The following is a 23,150-nucleotide window of genomic DNA, read 5'->3' as shown; positions in this document are numbered from 1 at the left end:
CGATCGCGAGCTCGATGCGCTCGGCGTCGGCCGCCGAGCCCGCGTCGGTCGTCGTGGTGGTCACCGGTGCCCCCCTCCGCCCTGCGCCGTGGTCGGCGTGCCGAACGTCGGCACCGTGAAGTCGACGGTCTGTTCCTCGCCTGCGTGCCGGAACCGCAGGTAGAGCCGATAGATTCCCTCGGTCGGGACGGTGGTGGTGAACGCGATGCCCGGGCCGGAGCGGTCGCCGTCGGCCGCGCGGGTCTGCGCCCGGACCGGGACCACGGCGAGGTCCCCGGCCCGCAGCGCCACGATGTCGCCGAACGTGCCGCGATCCGCCTCCAGGTCGGTGACCCCGCGGCCCGCCCTGCTGACCGTCGCGAAGATCGCGGACTCGGTGCCGGCGCGGAGGTCGCCGTCCAGCCGGACGGTGTAGTCCCCCACCTCGGCGGCGCGGGCGGCCGGGAAGTCCAGCGGGGCGAAGTCGCCGGGCACGAACAGGTCCGTGCCCAGTGTGGTCGGGACGCCACCGGTGGGGGTGAACTCGGTGATCACGCGCCAGGCGCCCGCGGTGGGCAGCCGTACCGGCGCGGACCAGCCGCCCCGGGCCGTGCGCTCGGGGTAGAGGGCCTGGAACCCGGCGCCGTCCCGCCGCACGACGAGCGCACGCAGCTCGGCGCCGTCCGCGCGCCGGTCGAGGCCCGCGACGGGGCGCCCGTCCGGGCCCGCGACGGTGAGGGCGAGGTCCGCCCTGCGGTTCACCGCGAAGTCGGGGGCGTCCAGGGTCAGCGTGTAGCCGTCCGCGGTGGGCGACACCCCTGCGGCCTGGGCCGCGGCGGGCTCGGCCATGGCGGCCACGTCCTCCGCATGCGGCTCGACGGCGGCGGGCGTGCTCGTGAACTCCGGCTTCAGGACCGCGCCGCCACCCCAGGCGACCCCGAAGACCACCCCGAGGACGCCGACGTACCCACCCAGCCGAACCGCTGTGAGCATGTGCGCCTCCCTCGCCGGAGTGTCCTCCCCGAATGGGCCGAACATACCAGCGGGGGGTATCCGGCCGTGGTCCTCGTGTGATCAACGAGCCCGCGAGGGGAGTGGTGACGGTGGCCCGAGGTGGCCGTCGGGCGTCCGTTCTTGTCATGCTCGGTACGTGGTCTCGCTCCCGCTGCCGCTCGTTCACCCGCGGTCCATCCCCGGTCCCCGCGCCCCGCTGGGCGCCGCGGGCGACCTCGCGAGCCTGCCGCCGCTGCCGGAGAACCAGCCGCCGTGGCCGGGTCGCCATGTCGCCGCGGGCGGGGTGACCCTGCACGTCCGGGAGACCCCCGGCGCGGGCCCCGATGCCGTCTACGTGCACGGACTCTCCGGATCGGCCACGAACTGGACGGACTTCGCGGGGCTGGTCGCGTCCCGGGTGAGCGGCACCGCCGTCGACCTCCCCGGGTTCGGCTACTCCGAGCCGGTGCCCTCGTGCGACTACACGCCCGCGGGCCACGCGGACGCACTGCTGTGCTGGCTGGCCGGTCGCGGGCGGCCGGTGCATCTGCTCGGGAACTCCCTCGGCGGGATCATCGCGATGCTCGTCGCGGCGCGCAGGCCGGAGCTGGTGCGCACCCTCACACTCGTCTCGCCCGCGATGCCGGACCGACGACCCGATCCGCGGCGGATGTCGGACCCGCGGATGGCTCTGGCATGGATCCCGAAGCTGGGCGCCCGGGCCCGCGCCGAGCTGGCGGCGGCGAGCCCGCGGGAGCGGGCCGAGGCGACCATGCGGCTGTGCTTCGGGGACCCGACGCGGGCCACGGACGTCCGGCTGGAGGAGACCGCCGCCGAGATCGTCGCGCGGAGCAGGCAGCCATGGGCGGGCCAGGCGATCGACCGGTCGGCCTTCGGGATGTTCCGCAGCTGGGCGGGGCCCGGGCTGTGGCGCGCCGCGGCGCGCGTGCCGGTGCCGGCGCTGGTGCTCTGGGGGGACCGGGACCGGCTGGTCAACCCCCGGCTGGCGGCCCGGACCGCCCGGACGCTGCCGGACGGGCGACTGGTCATGCTCGAGGGCGTCGGGCACATCGCGCAGATCGAGACCCCGGATCGGGTCGCCGCGGCCGTGCTGGCCTTCTGGGAACATGTCGGGTGAGTAACGGGTTGGCCCCGTGAGAGACGTTGTTGACGCTGGGAGTGGGAGAGACATGGCGCTACCGCCGCTCGTCGAGCCGGCCGCCGAACTGACCAAGGACGAGGTGGAGCGCTACAGCCGCCACCTCATCATCCCGGACGTCGGGATGGCCGGGCAGAAGCGACTGAAGAACGCGAAGGTGCTGGTCGTCGGCGCGGGTGGCCTCGGCTCGCCCGCCCTGCTGTACCTGGCCGCCGCGGGCGTGGGCACGCTCGGGATCGTGGAGTTCGACGAGGTCGACTCCTCGAACCTGCAGCGCCAGATCATCCACGGCCAGTCGGACGTGGGGCGCCCCAAGGCCGAGTCGGCGCGGGACTCCATCAAGGAGGTCAACCCGTACGTCGAGGTCCGGCTGCACCAGACGCGGCTGGACTCGTCGAACGTGCTGGACATCTTCGCCGACTACGACCTGATCCTGGACGGCACGGACAACTTCGCCACCCGGTACCTGGTGAACGACGCCGCGGTGCTCTCCGGCAAGCCGTACGTGTGGGGCTCGATCTTCCGGTTCGAGGGCCAGGCGTCGGTGTTCTGGGAGGACGCGCCGAACGGGCTCGGTCTCAACTACCGCGACCTCTACCCCGAGCCGCCGCCGCCCGGCATGGTGCCGTCGTGCGCCGAGGGTGGCGTGCTGGGTGTGCTCTGCGCGTCCATCGGCTCGATCATGGTCAACGAGGCGATCAAGCTGATCACCGGCATCGGCGAGCCGATCCTCGGCAGGCTGGTCATCTACGACGCGCTCGAGATGACCTACCGCCAGGTCAAGGTGCGCAAGGACCCGGACACCCCGAAGATCACCGAGCTGATCGACTACGAGGCGTTCTGCGGGACCGTGTCGGACGACGCGCAGCAGGCCGCCGTGGGCAACACGATCACCGCCCTGGAGCTCAAGGAGATGATCGACGCGGGCAAGGACTTCGCGCTGATCGACGTCCGCGAGCAGAACGAGTGGGACATCGTCAACATCCCCGGCGCCACGCTGATCCCCAAGGACCGCATCCTCTCGGGTGAGGCGCTCTCGGAGCTGCCGCAGGACAAGCCGATCGTCCTGCACTGCAAGTCCGGCGCCCGCTCCGCCGAGGCCCTCGCGGTCCTGCACAAGGCGGGCTTCGCGGACGCCGTGCACGTCGGCGGCGGAGTGCTGGCCTGGGTCAAGCAGGTCGACCCGAGCCTGCCCAGCTACTGACCCATCCCGGACGGCCCCCGCGTGCGAGTCGCGCGGGGGCCGTCCGCTGCCCACCCCCGCGAGTCCCCCGTTTACGACGGCCGTGTCGGACGCCGGGCCGTTGCGGGTGCCCCACCGTCGACCGGACGTCCGGACGCAGGCTCGCCGTTTGCGACGGCCGCGGTGACACGTGACACCGCGCTGAGACTGCTGTGTTCTCGATCACATCGAGGCAACTCTGTTTCTCGCGTTTGGTGAGAGAACGGGGCAATTCGTGCACAGCGGGTAGTGGAAGTACTCCGTTCCGCTGCGTAGGCGCTGGCGTCCGGGCTAGTCGCTCAGCTCGGAGTAGGCGAACGGCTGCGTAGCGTCCCGGCCCCGCTGGGCGATCTTTCCTCCGGATGCGGGAGGGGAGGCCTTCGTGGGTGAGCTGTCCGCGGGCGGGGCGGGGCGCGGTGTCTCGGTGTGCGCCCTGCCGGGCTGCGGCATCGTCGTCGAGTCGGAGCCGGGGCGACCCGAGCGGCGCTACTGCAGCGCGGCCCACCGGCTCGCCATGCGACGGCTCCGGCGCGCCGCCGCGCAGGCCGCCGAGGACCCGACGGTGGCCGAGACCCTGCCGTGGTTGAGGGAACCCGTGCCGTCGGCGGAGGAACCGCTCGTGCCCGCGGCCGCGCCTCGGGATGCCGAGCCGCCCCCGGCCGGGCGGTCGGGCTGGGCGGGGGCGATCGCCCGGAACAAGCGGTCCGTCGCCATCCTGGGCGCGACCGCCGTGCTCCTCGGCGGGTACGCGCTGACCGTCGTCCCGACGGAGAGCGTGTCCCCGCCCGCGGTCACCGCGCCCACCTCGGAGGAGCAGTGGGCGAGCCGGGCGGAGCTCGCGCTGACCTCGGTGAGCGGGCAGCTCGAGGCGTTGGCCCTCGCCGAACAGGACTGGCACGCCTCGCCCGCGGCGCTCGCGGGCGGCGCCCCGCCCGCGCCGGTGCGCCGGATGCAGCAGCGCAGGCAGGTCCTCGAACAGCAACGGGCGACGCTGCAGTCCCAGCTCGAGGGGTACCGGGAGCTGGAGCGGACCACCGACGAGCTCCACCGCGCCGACGAGCAGCTCGCCGCGATCGACGAGCTGCTCGCCGCCGACACCGGTCGCGACCAGGCCTGGTCCGCCGCGTTGGCCGAGCAGCGCACGCTGCGTGGTCGCCACCGCGACGGGGTGGCGCAGCAGGCGTCGACCCTGCGGGAGGGTGTGGCGGTCGCGATCCGGACGCCGCTGCCGGACGAGCGCGCCGAGACCGGCCGCACCGAGCAGATCGCCGGTGAGGTGCGGGCACTCGGCGAGGGTCGCCCGACCCCGGCCCCCACGCCGACGCCGGCGTCCCGGCCGCCGCTCGCCCAGGGTCGTGAGGAGGAGCGGAACCCCGGCGCGCCCGTCGGCACGAGCGGCCCGCCGGACCCCCGCGGCCCCCAGGACGAGGCGACGGACCGCACCCGCTCCGGCGACACCCCCGCCGGTCGAGCGGGTGGCCCGGGCCGGGCCGCGGGGGAGACCCGCGACTCGGCCGGCGAGGCCGGTCGGGGGCGCGGCGGACCGGGCGACGGTGCTGGGCGTGGGGTCGCTTCCGCGGCCGACGGCGTCGGGCGTGGTGCCGGTGCGGCGGCTGAGGGTGTCGGCCGTGGGGTCGGTGAGGCGGTCGGCGGCGTCGGCCGTGGCGCGGGTGAGGCGGCGCGGGGTGCCGGGCGTGGCGTGGGGTCGGCCGCGGAAGGCGCTGGTCGTGGTGTGGCTTCAGCGGCCGACGGTGTCGGCCGTGGTGCCGGTGAGGTGGTCGGCGGTGTCGGGCGCGGCGTCGGGGAGGCCGCGGAGGGCGCTGGTGGCGGTCTGGGGGAGGCCGCTGGAGGTGCTGGTCGGGGGGTCGGTGCAGCGGCTGAGGGTGTCGGGCGAGGTGCCGGGGAGGTCGTCGGAGGTGCCAGGCGGGGGCTCGGCGAGGTGGTCGACGGCGTCGGGCGCGGTCCGGGCGGCCGCGAGGGTCGCGACGACGCGGCCCGCACCCGGGCCGCGAGCTCCGAGCCCGCCGCCGCTCAGACGGAGGAGCGTGGCGGGGTCGCAGCGGGCGGGGTGAGCCGCGCGGCGGTCCCCGAGCAGCGCCGGGGCACCGCAGGCGAGCCGACGGCCCGCGAGGTCGGTCCGGCCTCGGCGATCGCGGGACCGATGGTCCGTTCGATGACCCCCGCCTTCGCCGCGCCCGCGGTCGAGGCCGCGCTGCAGGACGCCGACCGCCGGATCGCCGAGCAGGCCGCGCCCGAGACGCGGCACGCGACGGACGACGCGGATCCCGCGCAGGTGTGGTGGCGGGCCGCGACCGGGGCGGCGGAGCCCGACCCCCGCCAGGCGGACAGCCCCTCCGAGAACCGCTCCGACCCGGACCGACGGGACCCGGGCGGCGCGAGCCCCACGAACGGCTCCGCCCGTTACCCGTCCGGCACGCACCAGGAGGCCCGCAGCGACTCCGCCGGAGGGGACCGCGTGGGCGGCACCCCCCGGGACGCCGGTCCGGACCCCGCCGCGCACGATTCGTCCACCGAAACCCCGGAGCAGCGGAGCGGCGACGCGTCGGGCAGCGGCGACTCCGACGGCGTCCGCGGGCGCGACTCGGCAGCTGACGGCTCCGGAGACGACCCCGCCCACGACTCCGGCAGCGATTCCGGCAGCGATTCCAGCAGCGACGCGAACAGCAGCGACGCGAACAGCAGCGACGCGAACAGCAGCCAGGCGAACAGCAGCCACGCGGACAGCGACTCCCGTGGTGACAGGGCGAGCAGCGAGGGCTCCGGGGGCAACGGCTGGAGTGGCGAGGGGAGCGGCGGCTCGAGCAGCGAGGGCTGGAGCGTCGAGACGGGCGGCGACCGCGGGAGCGACGAGTGGAGTGGCGACGCGTCGAGCGGCGGCTCGGGGAGCGACGGGTCCGGCGGCTGACCCGAGCGCCGCGGACGGTGCCGGTCGACGAGCGGGTGGGGTGACGACCGACGCCGCGACGACCCGGCACCGTCTCCCGCGTGGCACTACGGATCAGCCGGTCGGCGCAGGTAGCGTGGCGCCCGTGACCGCAGCACCCACGGCCCCGCAGGCTGCAGCCCTCCCCGAGCACGTCCGCGTCGCGTTCGGGGTGAAGGAGGCGATCCCGCGTCCCGTGGTGTGGGCGGGCCAACGGGCCTGGCACTGCGACGACGTCCTGCTCCGCCCCGTCGCCGACAACGCGATGGCGGCCTGGTCGGCCGGGGTCATGGAGAGCCTGGACGTGGAGGCCGTGCGCCTCGCGCGCCCCGTCCGCTCGTCGGACGGTCGGTGGGTCGTGGCGGGCTGGGCCGCCTCCCGGTTCCTGGCGGGCGCCAGCGAACCCCGCCACGACGACGTCGTCTCCGCCAGCCTCCGCCTGCACGCCGCCACCGCGACGGTGCAGCGCCCCCGCCTGCTGGACAACCGCGAGGACCTGCTCGCCCGCTCGGCCGCCGCCGCGTTCGGCGAGCGCCGCTTCGCCCTGGACGAGGCCGCGGGCGGCAGGCTGTTCGGCGAGCTGGCGGCCCACCGCCGTCCGATGAAGTCCCCGCCGCAGGTCGTGCACGGCGAGCTGTTCGGCGCCGTGCTGTTCGACGGCGACGGTGTCCCCGTCGTCCTGGACCTGGTCCCGTTCTGGCGCCCGGCCGAGTGGGCCGCGGCGGTCGTCGTCGTGGACGCCATCGCCTGGGGCGGCGCGGACGAGGGCCTGATCGACCGCTGGGCCCACCTGGACGAGTGGCCCCAGGCGCTGCTGCGCGCCGCGCTCTACCGACTGGCCCTGCACGCCCAGCACCCGGACGCCTCGGCACGCAGCGTGGCGGGTCTGGAGCGCGTCGCCGGTCTCGTCGCGGCCCGGCTCTGACTCCGACCTCACAGCCCTGACCTGCGCGTTGTGACCTCACACGACCACTGACCGCAGGTGAGCGGGCCTTTGCGCCCGTGTCACATGGCGCCACCCCGGGGTAATCCGGTCTGCCTACCGTTCGCGCATCCAAGGACGCGACCAGAGGGGCAGAGCGTGACAGCCACCGTAGATGCAGCCACCACCACGGAGGCGCAGATCGTCGACCGTGGTCCCGTGAAGGGGCGGTGGATCGGTCACTGGGATCCCGAGGACACCGGGTTCTGGGAGCGCACCGGCAAGAAGATCGCCAACCGCAACCTGTGGGCCTCGATCTTCGTCGAGCACGTCGGGTTCGCGATCTGGACGCTGTGGTCGGTCTTCGTGCTGTTCATGGGCCCGGACTACGGCGTCGACGCGGCGGGCAAGTTCTTCATCGGCGCCACGGCCACGCTGGTCGGGGCGATCCTGCGGGTGCCCTACACCTTCGCGGTGGCCTGGATGGGCGGTCGCAACTGGACCGTCATCTCCGGCCTGCTGCTGCTCATCCCCACGATCGCGGCGGCCTTCGTGCTGGAGCCCGGTACGCCCTACTGGGTGTTCGTGCTGATGGCGGCCCTCGGCGGCTTCGGCGGTGGCAACTTCGCCTCCTCGATGGCCAACATCAACGCCTTCTTCCCCGAGGGCAAGAAGGGCGCCGCGCTCGGCCTCAACGCAGGCGGCGGCAACCTCGGCGTCGCGCTCATCCAGCTGATCGGGCTGCTGATCATCGCGACGGCGGGTGCGAGCTCGCCGCGGCTGCTGCTCGCCGTCTACATCCCGCTGATCGTCATCTGCTCGATCTGCGCGGCGCTGTACATGGACAACATCTCCAGCGTCAGCAACGACAAGGGTGCGTTCAAGCTCGCGATGAGCGAGAAGGACACCGGCATCATGTCCTTCCTCTACATCGGCACCTTCGGCTCGTTCATCGGCTACTCGTTCGCCTTCGGCCTCGTGCTGCAGACCCAGTTCGGCCGCACCCCGCTGCAGGCCGCCGCGGTCACGTTCATCGGTCCGCTGATCGGCTCGTTCATCCGCCCCGTCGGCGGCTGGCTGGCGGACCGGTTCGGCGGCGCGCGGGTCAGCGCGCTCACCTACATCGCGATGGCCGTGTCCGCCCTGATCTGCATCCTGGCCTCGGGATCGAACTCGCTGGCGATGTTCACCGCGGGCTTCATCCTGCTGTTCCTGTTCTCCGGCCTGGGCAACGGCTCGACCTACAAGATGATCCCGGCGATCTTCCGTCGGCAGGCCCTGGAGCGGGTCGGCCAGGGCGTCGACCGGACGGCCGCGATGCTGCACGCCCGCCGCATCTCCAGCGCCGCGGTCGGCCTGATCGGCGCGGTCGGCGCGCTGGGCGGCCTCGCGATCAACCTGGCCTTCCGCCAGTCCTTCGCGGCCACCAAGAGCGGTGTCCCGGCGTTCTGGGCCTTCCTGGCCTTCTACCTGATCTGCGCGGTGGTGACCTACCTGGTCTACATGCGGCAGACGGCGACGGTCCGCGTCGGCGACGAGACCACCTTCGCCCGCGTCTGACCACCCCTCGCAGAACCCGCCCACCCGCCGTGTGCCCCCGCGGCGGGTGGGCCCCCGTACGGAGGTACCAGCAGTGACGAACCCCCGACACCTGGTCGTGGTCGGCAACGGAATGGTCGGCCACCGGCTGGTCACCGCGTTGCGCGACCGCGACGAGCGCGGCGAGTGGCGGGTCACCGTCCTCGGCGAGGAGTCCCGTCAGGCCTACGACCGGGTCGCCCTGTCATCCTACGTCGACGGCACGTCCGAGGAGGAGCTGCGGCTCCCGGAGCTGTCGGGATCGGACCTGCTCGACCTGCGCCTCGGCGATCCGGTCGTGTCGCTCGACCGGGACGCGCGCCGGGTCGTCACCGCCTCGGGTGTCGAGCTGACCTACGACGCGCTGGTGCTGGCCACCGGCTCCGTCCCGTTCGTCCCGCCGGTCCCCGGCAAGGACCTCCCGAACTGCTTCGTCTACCGCACGCTGGACGACCTCGACGCGATCCAGGAGGCGGCCGCGGCCGCCGTCGCGCGCCCGGGTCCCGGGCGCCGGTCCGCGGTCGTCGTCGGCGGTGGGCTCCTCGGCCTGGAGGCGGCCCGCGCGATGCGGCTGCTGGGTCTGTCGCCGCAGGTCGTCGAGATCGCGCCGCGGCTCATGCCGGTGCAGGTGGACGAGGGCGGCGGCGCCCTGCTCAAGTCGCTGGTGACCGCGCAGGACATCGCCGTGCGGACCGGGGTCGCCGTCTCGGCGATCCGCTCCGAGTCGAACCGCCTGGTCGCGACCCTGTCGGACGAGGTGGAGCTGGACGCGGATGTCGTCGTCTTCTCCGCAGGCATCCGGCCCGCGGACACACTCGCCCGCGAGTCCGGGCTGCGGATCGGCGAGCGCGGCGGCGTCTGGGTGGACTCGACGTGTCGCTCGTCGGACCACGCGATCTGGGCGATCGGCGAGGTCGCCGCGCTGGAGGGCCGCACGTACGGCCTGGTGGCGCCGGGGTACGCGATGGCCGAGGTCGTCGCGGACCGGCTGCTCGGCGGCCGAGCCTCGATGACCCCGGACGAGCTGGACATGTCCACCAAGCTCAAGCTGCTCGGCGTCGAGGTGGCCAGCTTCGGGGACGCGCACGCCGCGTCGGAGGGTGCGCTCGAGGTCGTCGTCAACGACCCGGTGGCGGGCACCTACTCCAAGCTCGTGGTGTCCGACGACGCGCAGACCCTGCTCGGCGGAGTGCTCGTCGGGGACGCCTCGAAGTACTCCACGCTCCGCCCGATGGTCGGTCTAACGCTTCCCGCCGACCCGGTCGCGATGATCGCGCCCGGCGGCGTCGAGCTGGGGGCGGACGCACTGCCGGACTCCGCGCAGATCTGCTCCTGCAACGCGGTGACCAAGGGCGCGCTCAAGAGCGCCATCCACGCGGACGGCTGCACCACGGTCGCGGACCTCAAGACCTGCACCAAGGCGGGCACCAGCTGCGGGTCCTGCATCCCGCTGCTCAAGAAGATGCTGGTCACCGAGGGTGTCGAGGTCTCGAAGGCGCTCTGCGAGCACTTCGCCTTCTCCCGCGCCGAGCTGTTCCAGATCATCGCCTCGACGGGCCTGCGGACCTTCACCGAGGTCGTCGAGCGGCACGGCACGGGGCGCGGCTGCGATCTCTGCAAGCCCGCCGTCGCCTCGATCCTGGCCTCGCTCGGCGGCGGCCACATCCACGACGGCGAGCAGGCCGCCCTGCAGGACACCAACGACCACTTCCTCGCGAACATGCAGCGCAACGGCACCTACTCGGTCGTCCCGCGCATCGCGGGCGGCGAGATCACGCCGGAGGGCCTGATCGTGATCGGGGAGGTCGCGCGGGACTTCGGGCTGTACACCAAGATCACCGGTGGGCAGCGGATCGACATGTTCGGCGCCCGCGTCGAGCAGCTGCCCGCGATCTGGAAGCGCCTGGTGGACGCCGGGTTCGAGTCCGGGCACGCCTACGGCAAGTCGCTGCGCACGGTGAAGTCCTGCGTCGGCTCGTCCTGGTGCCGGTACGGGGTGCAGGACTCGGTCGGCATGGCGGTGCTGCTGGAGCTGCGCTACCGCGGGCTGCGCAGCCCGCACAAGCTCAAGTCCGGCGTCTCGGGCTGCGCCCGCGAGTGCGCGGAGGCCCGGTCCAAGGACTTCGGCGTGATCGCCACGGAGAAGGGCTGGAACCTCTACGTCGGCGGCAACGGCGGCGCGACCCCCCGGCACGCGGAGCTCCTCGTCCAGGACGTGGACCAGGAGACCCTGATCCGCACCATCGACCGCTTCCTCATGTTCTACATCCGCACCGCGGACCGGCTGCAGCGCACCGCGCCGTGGCTGGAGGAGCTGGAGGGCGGGCTGGACCACCTGCGCTCCGTGATCGTCGACGACTCGCTGGGAATCGGCGCGGAGCTGGACGCGGCCATGGCCCGGCACGTCGAGAACTACGCCGACGAGTGGCGGGGGGTCCTGGAGGACCCGAAGAAGCTGGAGCGCTACGTCTCCTTCGTCAACGACCCGGCCACCCCCGACCCCACGATCTCGTTCGTGACCGAGCGCGGCCAGCCCGTTCCGACGCCGCGGGCGGGCGATCCCGTCCTGATCGGCATCCCCTCGATGATCAGCCGAGAGGTGCGCGCATGACCACCACGTCCGAGATCGTCCGGCTGCCCGAGACGCGCGACGAGTGGCGCTGGCACACCGTCTGCCCGCTGGAGCGGCTGCTGCCGGAGCGGGGCGTCGCCGCCCTCTTCGGCGAGGTCCAGGTCGCCGTCTTCCGGCTGCACGACGACCGGCTCTTCGCCATCGGCAACATCGACCCCCGGACCGGGGCGGCCGTGCTGTCCCGCGGGATCGTCGGTGACCGGGGCGGCGAGCCGACCGTGGCGTCCCCGCTCTACAAGGAGGCGTTCAGCCTGGTCGACGGCCGCTGTCTGGACGTCGAGGGCCGCTCGGTGCCCAGCTACCCCGTCCGCGCATGCAACGGGAATGTTCAGATCGGGTTACCGTGACGGTCCTCGCGTTCAGGATCCCCTCGATGATGGCGGAGAATGACCCGATGAGCGCCCCCACCACATCAGAGGCGCCCGTTCCCGCGCTGGCAGGCTTCACCGTCGGCGTGACGGCGGCTCGTCGCGCCGAGGAGCTGGGCACCATGCTCGAACGCCGCGGCGCGTGCGTGCAGCACGGACCCTCGATCCGGATCGTCCCGCTGGCGGACGACGCGGACCTCGAGGAACGCACCCGTGACCTCATCGCCCGCCCCCCGGACATCACCGTCGCGACGACCGGGATCGGCTTCCGCGGCTGGATCGAGGCCGCGGACGGCTGGGGTGTCGGCGAGGCCCTGCTGGACGCGCTGAGCAAGAGCCAGGTGCTCGCCCGCGGCCCGAAGGCGCGCGGCCAGATCCGCGCGTCGGGGCTGACCGAGGTGTGGTCGCCGACCTCCGAGTCCTCCGCCGAGGTGCTGGACTACCTGCTCGAGGAGGGGGTGGACGGGCGTCGGATCGCGGTGCAGCTGCACGGCGAGCCGTTGCCGGACGTCGTCGAGGCGCTGGAGCTCGCCGGGGCCGAGGTCGTGCAGGTGCCGGTGTACCGCTGGGTGCCGCCGGAGAACCTCACCCCGATGGACCGGCTCACCGACACCGTGCTGGCCGGCGGGATCGACATCCTCACCTTCACCTCCGCGCCCGCCGCGGCGTCGCTGCTCGCGCGGGCGGCGGAGCGCGGCCTGCGGGACCAGCTCGTCACCGCGATGCGGATGAAGGTCCTGGTGGTGTGCGTCGGGCCGGTCACGGCCGCGCCGCTCGAAGCCGTGGACGTCCCCACGCTGCAGCCCCCGCGTTCGCGCCTCGGGGCGATGGTCCGCGCGCTGGAGTCCGAGGCGCCCTCGCTGGCCCGGCGCCTCCCGATCGCCGGACACACCCTGGAGCTGCGGGGCCACGCCGTCCTGGTCGACGGCGAGCTGAAGTCCCTGCCGCCCACCGGCATGGCACTGCTGCGGGTCCTCGCCCGCAGGCCCGGTCGCGTGGTGTCCCGCGCGGAGCTGCTCAAGGCGCTTCCCGGCGGCGGGGACGACGAACACGCCGTCGAGACGGCCATGGCCCGCCTCCGCTCCGCCCTCGGCGGTTCGAAGCTGATCCAGACCGTGGTGAAGCGGGGCTACCGCCTGGCACTCGACCCCAACGCGGGCCCGTCCCCCCTGGGCGGCCACTGCGTCTCGGGAGACGACCGATGACCCCCGCCCCCACCCGCGAAAGGGCCACCCCCGCCCGCGAAAGACACACCCCCGCCCGCGAGAGGGACACCATCGCCCGCGAGGGGAACACCAGCGCTCGTCAGTCCGACGCCGGTGTCCGAGGGATGGTCTCGGGGATGGGCGTCGCGGTGGTCGAGGTCCTTCGGTGAGCACACCGCTGGTGCTGGTCGCCCACGGATCGCGGTCGGACGCTGCGGACGCGGTGGTCCAGGCGATCGCCCGCGCCGCCCGGGAGCGGCTCGGGATCGAGGTGCGGGTCGCGTACGTGGACGTCCGGCGTCCCTCCGTGATCGACGCCGTCGAAGGTCTGACCGAGGCGGTCGTCCTCCCCGCGTTCCTGGCCTCCGGCTACCACGTGCGCACCGACCTGCCCGCTCAGCTGGAGATGGCGGGCGTCTCGCCCGCCCGGTTCGTGGTCACACCGGCGCTGGGGCCGGATCCGCTGCTGGTCAGGGCGGCCCTCGCCCGGCTCGCCGACGCCGGACACCGGATCGGCGACACCGTGGTCCTGGCTGCGGCGGGCTCGTCCGACCCCGCCGCCCTTGCGGAGGTCGGCGCCACGGGCCGGATGCTGTCCGAGGCGGTCGGTCGCCCGGTCGCGGTCGGCTTCGCGGCCACCGCGACCCCCCGCATCGAACCCCTGGTCGCGAGCTTGCGCGCCGCTGGTGCGCGACGGATCTCGGTGGCCTCGTGGCTGCTCGCGCCCGGGGTCTTCCACAGCCGGCTGCTCGCGGCGGGCGCCGACGTGGTCGGCGAACCCCTGGGCGCCCACCCCGCCGTGCTCGACGCGCTCGTCGCCCGCTACCGGGTGGGAGCGGGAGCGGTCCTGACGGCGGCGTGACGTCGTCCGGCACCGACCTGGCCGACCGGACCCCGTCCGGCCCGACACGCACGGACTGGGCCCCGCCCGGCCTGACGCTGCCCGTCTGCACAGGGCCCCATTCCGGGGCCGCAGTTCGGTGACGCCCTCAAGGGCGGCGGTCCTTCGGGAGGCGGCCGTCGACCAGCAGGACCCCCTCGGCCCGAAGCCGGGCCGCCTGCTCCTGTGCCACGTGCGGGGCGCAGGTGCCGTCCGCCCGCAGGACGCGATGCCAGGGCAGGTCGTGGCTGTCCTCCGCGAGGATGCGGCCCACGAGCCGGGCTCGGCCGGGCAGCCCGGCATCGGCGGCGACCGTGCCGTAGGTGCTGGTCCGACCCGGTGGGATGGCCCGGACCGCGTCCCGGATGCGCTCGTGGTCCGCTTCGCTGATCACCCGAGGAACTCCCGGATCAGGGCCGCGGACTCCTCGGGGCGCTCCAGGTAGACCATGTGGCCGGTGTCGACGGGCCGCACGGTGAGATCGTCTCCCAGTTCGGCCGCGCAGGACGCCAGCCACTCCTCCGACACGAAGTCCGCCTTCGTGGCGGGCACGACCAGGGTTCGCGTGCCCGCGGGCGGGACCTCCGCCGGACGCGCCATCTCGCCCCATGCCGCGATCACCGACGCGCGGGAGTACCGCCAGCGCCACGCGCCCGCGCGCTCCTCGAGATGGGCCTCGACCTCGGCGTCCACCCACTGGTCGGCCACACCCGCCCAGCTCTCCGCCTTGGCGACCCGGGCGGCGGCCACATCGGGGTAGGACTCGTCCGCCCGGGTCTCCTCCGCGGTCTCCAGCATGTCCAGGGCATCGAGCCCGAGCGCAGGATCGACCAGCACGAGCGCACTGAGCCGCTCCGGTGCGGCGCGCGCCAGGTGCACGGCGATCGCCCCGCCGAAGGAGTGCCCGACGACCGCCGCCCGCTCGACGCCCTGCGCGTCCAGCACGGCGATCGCATCCGCCACGTGCTGCTCCAGACGCCACGGGGGCACCCACGGCGACCGCCCGTGGCCCCGCAGGTCCGGCGCGATCCACCGCAGGCCCGTCAGCTGCTCGGTCAGCGGACGGAAGCGCAGGCCGTGCCCGGTGACGCCGTGCAGCGCGAGCACGGGCGGGCCCTCGGGATCGCCGGCGAGATGGACGTGCAGGGGAGGAGCGGACATGGCGATGATCGTGCCAGGCGTCCCCGACGGTCCGCGACGGTTTCCCGCCCGCCTGTGGACAACCCGGCGGCCGGCGCACCGATCCGCACCCTCGACGCCCACCTGTGGACAACTCCCGGATCTCGGCCGGAAGCGTCGGGGCGGCGTGGTCTCATCGTGGCCATGACACCCACACCCGATCCGGACCGCCCCGTCGGCGGGGGACGCGCCCCGGCGGCGGAGGGCCCGCTGCTGGTGCGTCCCGCGCGGCCGCAGGTGGGCGAGCCGGAGTGGGCGGGAGCGGCGCGTCGGGTCGTCGAGCACACGGCGGGCCCGCTGCGGGTGATCGGCGGCCCCGGCACCGGAAAGACCTCGGTCCTGCTGGCGAGTGTGGCCCGGCGGATCCGGGAGGGGGTGGACCCGGGGCGGGTCCTGGTGCTCGTCGGCAGCAGGCGGGCGGCGTCGGACCTGCGGGAGCGGCTGGTGCGGGCGGTGCTGCCCGCGGGCGCGGGGCTGCAGCGGACCACCCGGGAGATGCTCGTGCGCACCGTGCACTCCTATGCGTTCGGGATCATGCGGCTGCACGCGGCGCGGGCCGGGGACCCGCCACCGCGCCTCCTTGCGGGTGCGGAGCAGGACGCGGTGGTCCGTGACCTGCTGGCCGGGGAGCTGGCCAACTGGAACGGCACCGTCCCCGGATCGGGCTGGCCCGACCGGATCCGGGCCGCGCTCGGCGTGCCGGCGTTCGCGGGGGAGCTGCGGGAGCTGTTGTTGCGCGCGGAGGAGCGGGGCCTCGGGCCGGAGGAGCTCCTCGCGCTGGGCACCCGGCACGGCGTGCCCGAGTGGGAGGCGGCCGGGCGGTTCTTCCGCACCTACGAGCAGGTCATCCTGCTCCGGGGGGCGGTGGGTAGGGCCGCACCCCAGGCGACGGCCCCGGCGTTGGACTCGGCCGAGCTGGTGGCCGCGGCGCTGGACGCGCTGGCCTTCGACCCCGAGCTCCTCGCCGCGGAGCGCGAACGGGTCCGCCACCTGTACGTGGACGACGCGCAGGACCTCGACCCCCAGCAGCTGGAGCTGGTCCGGGTACTGGCCCGTACCGCCACCAGCACCCTCCTCGCCGGGGACCCGGACCAGGCGGTCCTGGGGTTCCGCGGCGCCGATCCGGAGGGCCTGCGCGCGGTCGAGGCGCCGACCGAGACCCTCACCGTGGACCACCGCCAGCGGGACGCGGTGCGGGCGGCGGGATCCCGACTCGCGTCCCGCCTCGCAGGCTCGGGCGAGGGCAGGCTCCGGATCGCGCCGCCGGAGGCGGGCGACCCCGCCGATCCCGCCGACCCCGGCAGCGTTCTCGTCCGCACCTTCACCTCGGCGGCCACCGAGGCGGCCTGGATCGCCGACCGGCTCCGCCGGGCCCACCTGCTCGAGGGGGTCCCGTGGTCGGAGATGGCGGTCCTGTCCCGCTCGGCCCGGCGGACCCTGCCCGCGTTGCGCCGGGCGCTGGTCGCGGCGGGGGTCCCGATCGCGGCGCCGCCCGAGGAGCTCCCCCTCGCCCGCCAGCCCGCGGTCCTGCCGTTCCTGCTGGTCCTGCGGGCGGCCACGCGCCCGGAGTCGATCGACGCGGACGTGGCCACCGCGCTGCTGACCTCGGTGCTCGGGGCGGGGGACCCGATGCGGATGCGCAGGCTGCGACGGGGCCTTCTCCGCCTGCACGCGGCCGCGGGGCGCCGGAGTGCCGAGGACCCCTGGGCAGCCCCCGCAGCCCCCGCAGCCGCAGCCCCCGCAGCGCCCACCGTCGGAGCGCCCACCGCCGGTGCGCCCGACCCCTCGGCGTCGAGCGGCACGGCGGCCGCAGACTCCCCACCCACCCCCGAGGACGCCGAGCGCGCCGGATCGGACCCCCTGCTCGTCGAGGCGTTGCGCGCCGCGGCGGCGGGGCGTCCCGATCCCCTCACCGCGCTCCCGCCCGGCGACTCCGCGCCCCTGCGTGCGGTCTCCACCCTGCTCGCCACCGCCGCGGCGGTCGCGGGGGAGGGGCGGAGCGTGGAGGAGGTGCTCTGGCAGGTCTGGGACCGCTCCGGACTCGCGCGCAAGTGGGCCGGGGCGAGCGCCCGCGGCGGCCCGGTCGGCGCCGCGGCGGACCGGGACCTCGACGCGGTCCTCGCCCTGTTCGAGGCCGCCGCACGCTACACCGACCGGCTGCCCGGAGCGGACGTCGCGGGTTTCGCGGAGTACCTGGGGGACCAGCACCTCCCCGGCGACACCGGGGCCGTCGCCGCGCCGCGGGAGGAGGCGGTCGCGCTGCTCACCGCGCACGCCTCGCGCGGGCGGGAGTGGGAGGTCGTGGCGGTCCCGGGGGTGCAGGAGGGCAGCTGGCCGGACCTGCGGCTGCGGGGCAGCCTGCTCGGCAACGAGCGACTCGTCGACGTGGTGGCGGGCGTCGCGGACCCGGCGGACGGGGTGTCCCGCACCGCGCCGCTGCTGGCGGAGGAGCGCAGGCTCTTCTACGTCGCCTGCACCCGGGCGAAGCGGACTCTGCTGGTCAGCGCGGTGCACGCCGAGGACGAACAGCCCTCCCGCTTCCTCGACGAGCTCGATCCGCTCCCCGCGGACGCGGCCGAGGGCCGCACACCCACCCGGCCCGGTCGGGCCCTGGTCCTGGCCGAGCTCGTCGGCGAGCTGCGTCGCGCGGTCGCCGAGTCGGACCACGGGGACCCGGACCGCATGGCGCGGCGGCGCCGGGCCGCGCTGCAGCTCGCGCGACTGGCCGAGGACGGCGTGCCGGGCGCGCGCCCGGAGGACTGGTACGGCCTCGCCGAACCCTCGGCGGAGGATCCGCTGCGTGCACCCGGCGAGGTCGTGCCGGTGTCTCCCTCCGATGTGGACAGGATTCTGGCCTGTCCGCTGCGCTGGGTGCTCGAGCGGCACGGCGGGGCGGAGATCGGGGCCCTGTCCGCGGTGACGGGCTCGCTGGTGCACGCGCTGGTGCAGGCGGGTGCGGCGGGTGCCGACCCCGCCGAGATCGATGCCGCTCTGCGGGCCGCCTGGGCCCGGCTGGACGCGGGCGCGCCGTGGTACAGCCGTCGGGAGCTGGCCCGCGTCCGCGGGATGCTCGCCGGCTTCGACCAGTGGCTGCGCGAGAGCCGCGCGGCGGGGCTGCGGCTGGTCGCCGTCGAGCACCCGGTCCAGCTGGACATCGAGGGGGACGACCCGGACCAGGTCGAGGTGGGGGAGCCGCGGCCCACCATCCGGCTGCGCGGCCGGGTGGACCGCCTCGAGGTGGACGACGCGGGTCGCGCCGTGGTGGTGGACGTCAAGACCGGGCGGACCGCGGTCAGTGCGGCCTCGGCGGCCGAGCACCCGCAGCTCGCGGTCTACCAGCTGGCCGCGACCTTGGGCGCATTCTCGGACCTGCTCGGCGAGGGTGCGCAGCCCGGGGGTGCCCGGCTGGTCTTCGTCGCGGACCGCAGTGCCAAGGGTTCACCCAAGGAGAAGGACCAACCCCCGCTCGAGGGCGAGGCGGTCGGCCACTGGCTGGCCGAGGTGCGGGAGGCGGCCGGGCAGACCAGCGGTCCGGCCTACGTCGCGCGGGTCGGACCGGACTGCGACCGATGCCCCGTTCGGACGAGTTGCCCCGCGGTCGAGTCCGGTCGCCCGGTGGTCGACCCGTGAGCCCGGCGGGCCGAGTGGTCGCCCAGCCGCACCGGGCGCGCCGTTGGCGGGTCGGTGCGTTCGCAAGCAGCGTCCACCTAGTACGGTTCGTCCTCGTTCCCCACACCCCGCCGTGCCGTTGCTCCCCCTCACCGGCGCGCCCCGAGGAGGCCCTACCCCGTGTCCCGTCTGCGTACGCGCGCTCTCGCCGTGGCGGTCGCGGGCGCCCTGTCCGCGCTGCTCGCGGGCTGCGGGTCCGCGGCCGAGCCCGAACTCCGGACCTCGCCGGACTCCCAGGGGGCCGCCCTGGCCGCGCCGACGACCACGGTCGCGCCGACCACGTCCACTCCGCCGCCCACCACGACCACCACCACCCGCCCCCCGCGCACGACCACGACCACCCCGAAGCCCCGGGCGGCCGCACACCAGGCGGCGGCCGCGCCCGCCACCCCCGGGATCGCCTGGGTGCCCGCGGGTGGGGACGAGTTCGGCGGCGGCGCGGTCGACGGTGGCTCCTGGAACGTCTACGACTCGAAGGGCGCCTTCGGCAACGGCCGCCGGACACCGGACGCCGTCACCCAGGGGGACGGCGTCCTCACGATCACCGGCCGGGCGGCGGACGGCGGCACCTCGGGCGGCATCGGCATGAAGAAGGGCCAGCTGTACGGCCGCTGGGAGTTCCGGGCGCGCACGGACAAGGGCGTCGGGTTCGGCTCGGCGATCCTGCTGTGGCCGGACTCCGAGAAGTGGCCGGACGACGGCGAGCTGGACATGATGGAGGTTCCGAGCGAGAACCGGAACGCCGCCCACACGATCATCCACTGGGGGGCGGGCAACCAGACGTTCGGTGGCGCGACCCCGGGCGACTTCTCCCAGTGGCACACCTTCGCCTTCGAGTGGCTGCCGGACCGGCTCACGATGTACGTCGACGGGGCCAAGACCTTCGAGACCGTCGACCCGGCCATGATCCCCACGAAGCCGATGCACGCCACCATCCAGCTCGACCAGGGCCCCGCCCCGGGCTGGCTCGCGGCGCCGCCGGAGGGCGGGCCGGACATCCGGCTGCAGGTGGACTACCTCCGCATCTCCTCCCTCCCGGGGCAGCCCGCGTAGGACCGTCAGGGGTGTCCGGTAGACAGGTCCCCGTGACGATCGCCGCCGGCCTGCTCGCCCCCGCGGTGCTCGCGCGCGCGCTGGGGCTACCCGAGCCCACCGAGGAGCAGGCCGCGGTGATCGCGGCGCCCCCGGAGTCCGCGCTGGTCGTGGCGGGGGCCGGGGCGGGCAAGACCGAGACCATGGCCGCGCGCGTGGTCTGGCTGGTCGCGACCGGACAGGTGCTCCCGGAGCAGATCCTCGGGCTGACCTTCACCCGCAAGGCCGCCCAGCAGCTGGGCAGCCGCGTCCGCTCCCGGCTGCGCAGGCTGGCGGGCTCCCCGCTGTTGGACGAGCTGGACCCCGGGGGCGGTCGACGGGCCGCGCTGACGGCGGGCGAGCCGACCGTCGCGACCTACCACGCCTACGCCGGGCGGCTGGTGTCCGAGCACGCGCTGCGGCTGCCCGCCGAGCCCGCCTCGCGGCTGCTCGGGCAGACGGCGTCGTGGCAGCTCGCGCACCGCGTCGTCAGCTCGTGGGCGGCGGACCTGGAGGTGGACCGGGTCCCCGCGACCGTGACCGGTTACCTGCTGGCGCTGGCCGGGGAGCTGGGGGAGCACCTCGTCGAGCCGGAGCGGCTGCGGCGGTTCACCGCCGAGCTGCTGGAGATCATGGAGACCGCGCCGCCCGCCAAGCGGCAGCGCGCGGACCCGTCGCAGAAGTACAGGGACAAGATGTTCGCGCAGCGGCTGCGCACGGAGCTGCTGCCGCTGGTGGAGGAGTACGCGCGGCGGAAGGCCGCCGAGCGCGCGATGGACTTCTCCGACCAGCTCGCGATCGCGGCGCGCGTCGCCGAGGCCCGACCGGAGGTCGGGGAGATCGAGCGCGGCCAGTACCGAGCGATCCTGCTGGACGAGTACCAGGACACCGGGCACGCCCAGCGCGTGCTGTTGCGCGCGCTGTTCGGCCGCATCCCCGGGGAGGAGGTCCGCGCCGAGCCGCTGGCCGTCACGGCGGTCGGGGACCCCTGTCAGTCGATCTACGGCTGGCGCGGGGCGAGCGCGGGCAACCTCGCCCGCTTCCGCACCGACTTCCCGCGTCCGGACGGGGAGCCCGCGGACCAGTACGGCCTGCTGACCAGCTTCCGGAACCCGGCCGAGGTCCTCGACCTGGCCAACGTCGTGTCGGAGCCCCTGCGCAGCGAGGCCGTCTCCGTCGGGGCGCTGCGACCCGGCTCGCGGGCGGTGCCGGGGGACGTGCGGGTCGCGCTGCACGCGGACGTCGTCGACGAGGTCGCCTGGGTCGCGGACGGCATCGCCGAGCAGTGGCGGGACCGGGAGAAGCCGCCCACGAGCGCGGTCCTGGTGCGCCGTCGCGGGGACATGGACGCGCTGGCCGCCGCACTGCGCGAGCGCGGGCTGCCGGTCGAGGTCGTCGGGCTCGGTGGGCTGCTGGACACCCCGGAGGTCCGGGACCTGGTCAGCGCGTTGAAGATCGTCGCGAACCCGCTCGCGGGCCCGGCGGCCGTCCGGCTGCTCACCGGGGCGCGCTGGCGGATCGGGGTCGCGGACCTGGCGGCCCTGTGGAGGCGGGCCCGCGAGCTCGTCCCGCCGCTGCCCGCGCGGCCCGGCCCGCTGCCCCCCGCCGAGCTGGCCCTCGGCGCGCTTCCCGGGGAGCAGGCCGAGCAGGCGGGCCTGGTGGACGCACTGGACGACCCCGGTCCCGCCGAGAGCTACTCCGAGGCCGGGTTCGCCCGGATCCGCAGGCTCGCGCGGGAGCTGTCGTGGCTGCGGGGGCGGGCGTCGGCGCCGCTGTCGGACCTGGTGGCGGACGTCGAGCGGGTGCTGGTGCTGGACGTCGAGACCGCCGCCCGCCCCGGCCCCGCGGGCCGGGCCCATCTGGACGCGTTCGCCGACGTGGTGGCGGACTTCGCCGCGGGCGCCGAGGTGTCGAGCCTGCCCGCGCTGCTGGACTACCTGGACACCGCCGAGCAGGCGGAGGACGGCCTGTCCCCGGGGGAGGTCGAGGTCGCCGAGGACCGGGTGCAGATCCTCACCGTGCACGCGGCGAAGGGCCTGGAATGGGAGGTCGTGGCCGTCCCGCACCTGGTCACGCAGGTGTTCCCGGGGCGCCGGATGTCCGGGAGCTGGATCACCGCCGTCGCCGAGCTGCCCGTGCCGCTGCGGGGGGACGCGGACGACCTGCCGGGCCTGTACATCCCACCCGCGCCGGATCGCAAGCAGGTCGAGCTCGCGCTGGAGGAGCACGAGGCGGGGCTGGAGGAGCGGCGACGGACCGAGGAGCGGCGGCTGTTCTACGTCGCGCTCACCCGGTCCGAGCGAGTGTTGCTCTGCTCGGGGCACCACTGGGGAGCCACGGGCTCCACGCCGCGCGGGCCGTCGGAGTTCCTCACCACGCTGACCACCGTGGTCACGCCCGAGGTCTGGGCGGATCCGCCCGAGCCGGAGGCCGAGAACCCCGTCCTCGCCCGAGAGGTCACCGCGCTCTGGCCCGCGGACCCGCTCGGGGCGCGGTCGGCCGCGGTGCACGAGGGCGCGGAGCTGGTGCGTGAGGCGCTGAGGCAGCGTGAACGCGGCAGGCGGGCGGAGCGGCGGCGGGCGCGGAACACCGACCAGCTCAGCTTCGAGCTCGAGGAACCGGAGCCGGTGGAGGACCCGGACCCCGAGGGCTGGGCCGCGGACGTGGACGTCCTGCTGGCCGAGCGCGCCGCGGGGATCGCCCGCCCGACCGTCGCGCTGCCGGGGCAGGTCAGCGTGAGCCAGCTCGTGGAGCTCGCGGCGGACGCCGAGGCGTTCGCCGCGGGTCTGCGGCGGCCGATGCCGCTGCCGCCCAACCCGCACGCCCGGCGCGGCACGGCGTTCCACTCCTGGCTGGAGCAGCGGTTCGGCGCGGAGAAGCTGCTGGACGTCGACGAGCTGCCCGGTGCCGCGGACGACCAGAGCGCGGGGGACGCGGCCCTCGAGGAGCTGCAGGAGGCGTTCCTGGCCAGCGAGTGGGCCGACCGGGTGCCCGTCGAGGCGGAGGTGGCGTTCGAGGCCGTGCTCGCCGGGGTCGCGGTGCGCGGCCGGATGGACGCCGTGTTCGCGGACCCGGACGGCGGGTTCACCGTCGTCGACTGGAAGACCGGCGCGGTACCGGAGGCGGACCGGTGGCAGGCCGTGGGCGTGCAGCTGGCGATGTACCGGCTGGCCTGGGCGGCGCTGGCGGGCGTCGAGCCGGAGCGGGTCCGCGCGGCCTTCCACTACGTGCGTGAGAACGCCACGCTGCGCCCCGCCGACCTCATGTCCGTCGCGGAGCTGGAGCACCTGGTGCGGCCGGAATGACGGACGGGGCACCCCCTCCGCGGAGGGGGTGCCCCGTCGTCGGG

General features: G+C 75.0%; 15 protein-coding genes. 12 read left to right on the top strand and 3 right to left on the bottom strand.

All coding sequences use genetic code 11. From position 1 onward, the window contains the following. Positions 1–60: 60 nt before the first annotated feature. Positions 61–972 carry a hypothetical protein gene (locus ABD993_RS34385; protein WP_345427505.1) on the bottom strand — a complete coding sequence of 304 codons (912 nt, stop codon included), beginning with the start codon at positions 970–972 and terminating at the stop codon, positions 61–63. Positions 973–1,129: 157 nt separating this feature from the next. Between ABD993_RS34385 and ABD993_RS34380 the strand changes: the two genes are divergently transcribed. From ABD993_RS34380 to ABD993_RS34340, 9 genes are all read left to right on the top strand, one after another. After that, complete coding sequence (locus ABD993_RS34380; protein WP_345427503.1) at positions 1,130–2,110, top strand: alpha/beta fold hydrolase; 981 nt, start codon at positions 1,130–1,132, stop codon at positions 2,108–2,110. Between the two features lie 52 nt (positions 2,111–2,162). Further along, positions 2,163–3,335: an adenylyltransferase/sulfurtransferase MoeZ gene (gene moeZ / locus ABD993_RS34375; protein WP_345427501.1), complete on the top strand. Its 1,173-nt coding sequence runs from the start codon at positions 2,163–2,165 to the stop codon at positions 3,333–3,335. Between the two features lie 400 nt (positions 3,336–3,735). Then, positions 3,736–6,279, top strand: coding sequence for a hypothetical protein (locus ABD993_RS34370; protein ID WP_345427499.1), 2,544 nt, complete (start codon positions 3,736–3,738; stop codon positions 6,277–6,279). Between the two features lie 124 nt (positions 6,280–6,403). Then, positions 6,404–7,222, top strand: coding sequence for a TIGR02569 family protein (locus ABD993_RS34365; RefSeq protein ID WP_345427497.1), 819 nt, complete (start codon positions 6,404–6,406; stop codon positions 7,220–7,222). Positions 7,223–7,420: 198 nt separating this feature from the next. Further along, positions 7,421–8,779, top strand: coding sequence for an MFS transporter (locus tag ABD993_RS34360; protein WP_345428611.1), 1,359 nt, complete (start codon positions 7,421–7,423; stop codon positions 8,777–8,779). A 73-nt stretch (positions 8,780–8,852) separates the two neighbouring features. Further along, the gene (gene nirB, locus ABD993_RS34355; protein WP_345427495.1) at positions 8,853–11,408 is read left to right on the top strand and encodes a nitrite reductase large subunit NirB; all 2,556 of its coding nucleotides are present in this window, start codon (positions 8,853–8,855) and stop codon (positions 11,406–11,408) included. Beyond that, positions 11,405–11,776 (top strand): nitrite reductase small subunit NirD, encoded by a 372-nt coding sequence (nirD, locus tag ABD993_RS34350; RefSeq protein WP_345427493.1) that lies wholly within the window; start codon positions 11,405–11,407, stop codon positions 11,774–11,776. Before nirB ends, nirD begins: the two co-directional genes overlap by 4 nt. Before the next feature lie 47 nt (positions 11,777–11,823). Beyond that, a complete protein-coding gene (locus ABD993_RS34345; RefSeq protein ID WP_345427491.1) occupies positions 11,824–13,002 on the top strand; it encodes a uroporphyrinogen-III synthase in 1,179 nt (392 codons plus the stop codon). Between the two features lie 166 nt (positions 13,003–13,168). Next, complete coding sequence (locus ABD993_RS34340; protein WP_345427489.1) at positions 13,169–13,864, top strand: sirohydrochlorin chelatase; 696 nt, start codon at positions 13,169–13,171, stop codon at positions 13,862–13,864. Between the two features lie 127 nt (positions 13,865–13,991). On the opposite strand, the gene ABD993_RS34335 is transcribed toward ABD993_RS34340, so the two are convergent. Beyond that, positions 13,992–14,273, bottom strand: a complete 282-nt coding sequence (locus ABD993_RS34335) for an MGMT family protein (protein WP_345428610.1) — start codon at positions 14,271–14,273, stop codon at positions 13,992–13,994. Next, complete coding sequence (locus tag ABD993_RS34330) at positions 14,273–15,043, bottom strand: alpha/beta fold hydrolase (RefSeq protein ID WP_345427488.1); 771 nt, start codon at positions 15,041–15,043, stop codon at positions 14,273–14,275. The genes ABD993_RS34335 and ABD993_RS34330 overlap by 1 nt, the downstream gene beginning before the upstream one ends. Positions 15,044–15,205: 162 nt before the next feature. Here ABD993_RS34330 and ABD993_RS34325 point away from each other — a divergent pair, with 162 nt between their 5' ends. The 3 genes from ABD993_RS34325 (at position 15,206) to ABD993_RS34315 (ending at position 23,106) form a co-directional block, all read left to right on the top strand. Then, positions 15,206–18,691, top strand: a complete 3,486-nt coding sequence (locus ABD993_RS34325) for an ATP-dependent helicase (RefSeq protein WP_345427486.1) — start codon at positions 15,206–15,208, stop codon at positions 18,689–18,691. Between the two features lie 159 nt (positions 18,692–18,850). Then, positions 18,851–19,783, top strand: coding sequence for a glycoside hydrolase family 16 protein (locus ABD993_RS34320; RefSeq protein ID WP_345427484.1), 933 nt, complete (start codon positions 18,851–18,853; stop codon positions 19,781–19,783). A gap of 32 nt (positions 19,784–19,815) precedes the next feature. Further along, positions 19,816–23,106, top strand: a complete 3,291-nt coding sequence (locus ABD993_RS34315) for an ATP-dependent helicase (RefSeq protein WP_345427482.1) — start codon at positions 19,816–19,818, stop codon at positions 23,104–23,106. The last annotated feature ends 44 nt before the right edge of the window (positions 23,107–23,150 follow it).

The organism is Pseudonocardia xishanensis, assembly GCF_039541715.1.
Classification (GTDB): Bacteria; Actinomycetota; Actinomycetes; order Mycobacteriales; family Pseudonocardiaceae; genus Pseudonocardia; species Pseudonocardia xishanensis.
This window is presented reverse-complemented; position numbering and strand designations above follow the sequence as displayed.

Bases quoted from the DNA above. Each gene is read 5' to 3' on its own strand.
- moeZ (WP_345427501.1), top strand. From the start codon at position 2,163: ATGGCGCTACCGCCGCTCGTCGAGCCGGCCGCCGAACTGACCAAGGAC.
- ABD993_RS34330 (WP_345427488.1), bottom strand. From the start codon at position 15,043: ATGTCCGCTCCTCCCCTGCACGTCCATCTCGCCGGCGATCCCGAGGGC.
- ABD993_RS34345 (WP_345427491.1), top strand. From the start codon at position 11,824: ATGAGCGCCCCCACCACATCAGAGGCGCCCGTTCCCGCGCTGGCAGGC.
- ABD993_RS34325 (WP_345427486.1), top strand. From the start codon at position 15,206: ATGACACCCACACCCGATCCGGACCGCCCCGTCGGCGGGGGACGCGCC.
- nirD (WP_345427493.1), top strand. From the start codon at position 11,405: ATGACCACCACGTCCGAGATCGTCCGGCTGCCCGAGACGCGCGACGAG.
- ABD993_RS34385 (WP_345427505.1), bottom strand. From the start codon at position 972: ATGCTCACAGCGGTTCGGCTGGGTGGGTACGTCGGCGTCCTCGGGGTG.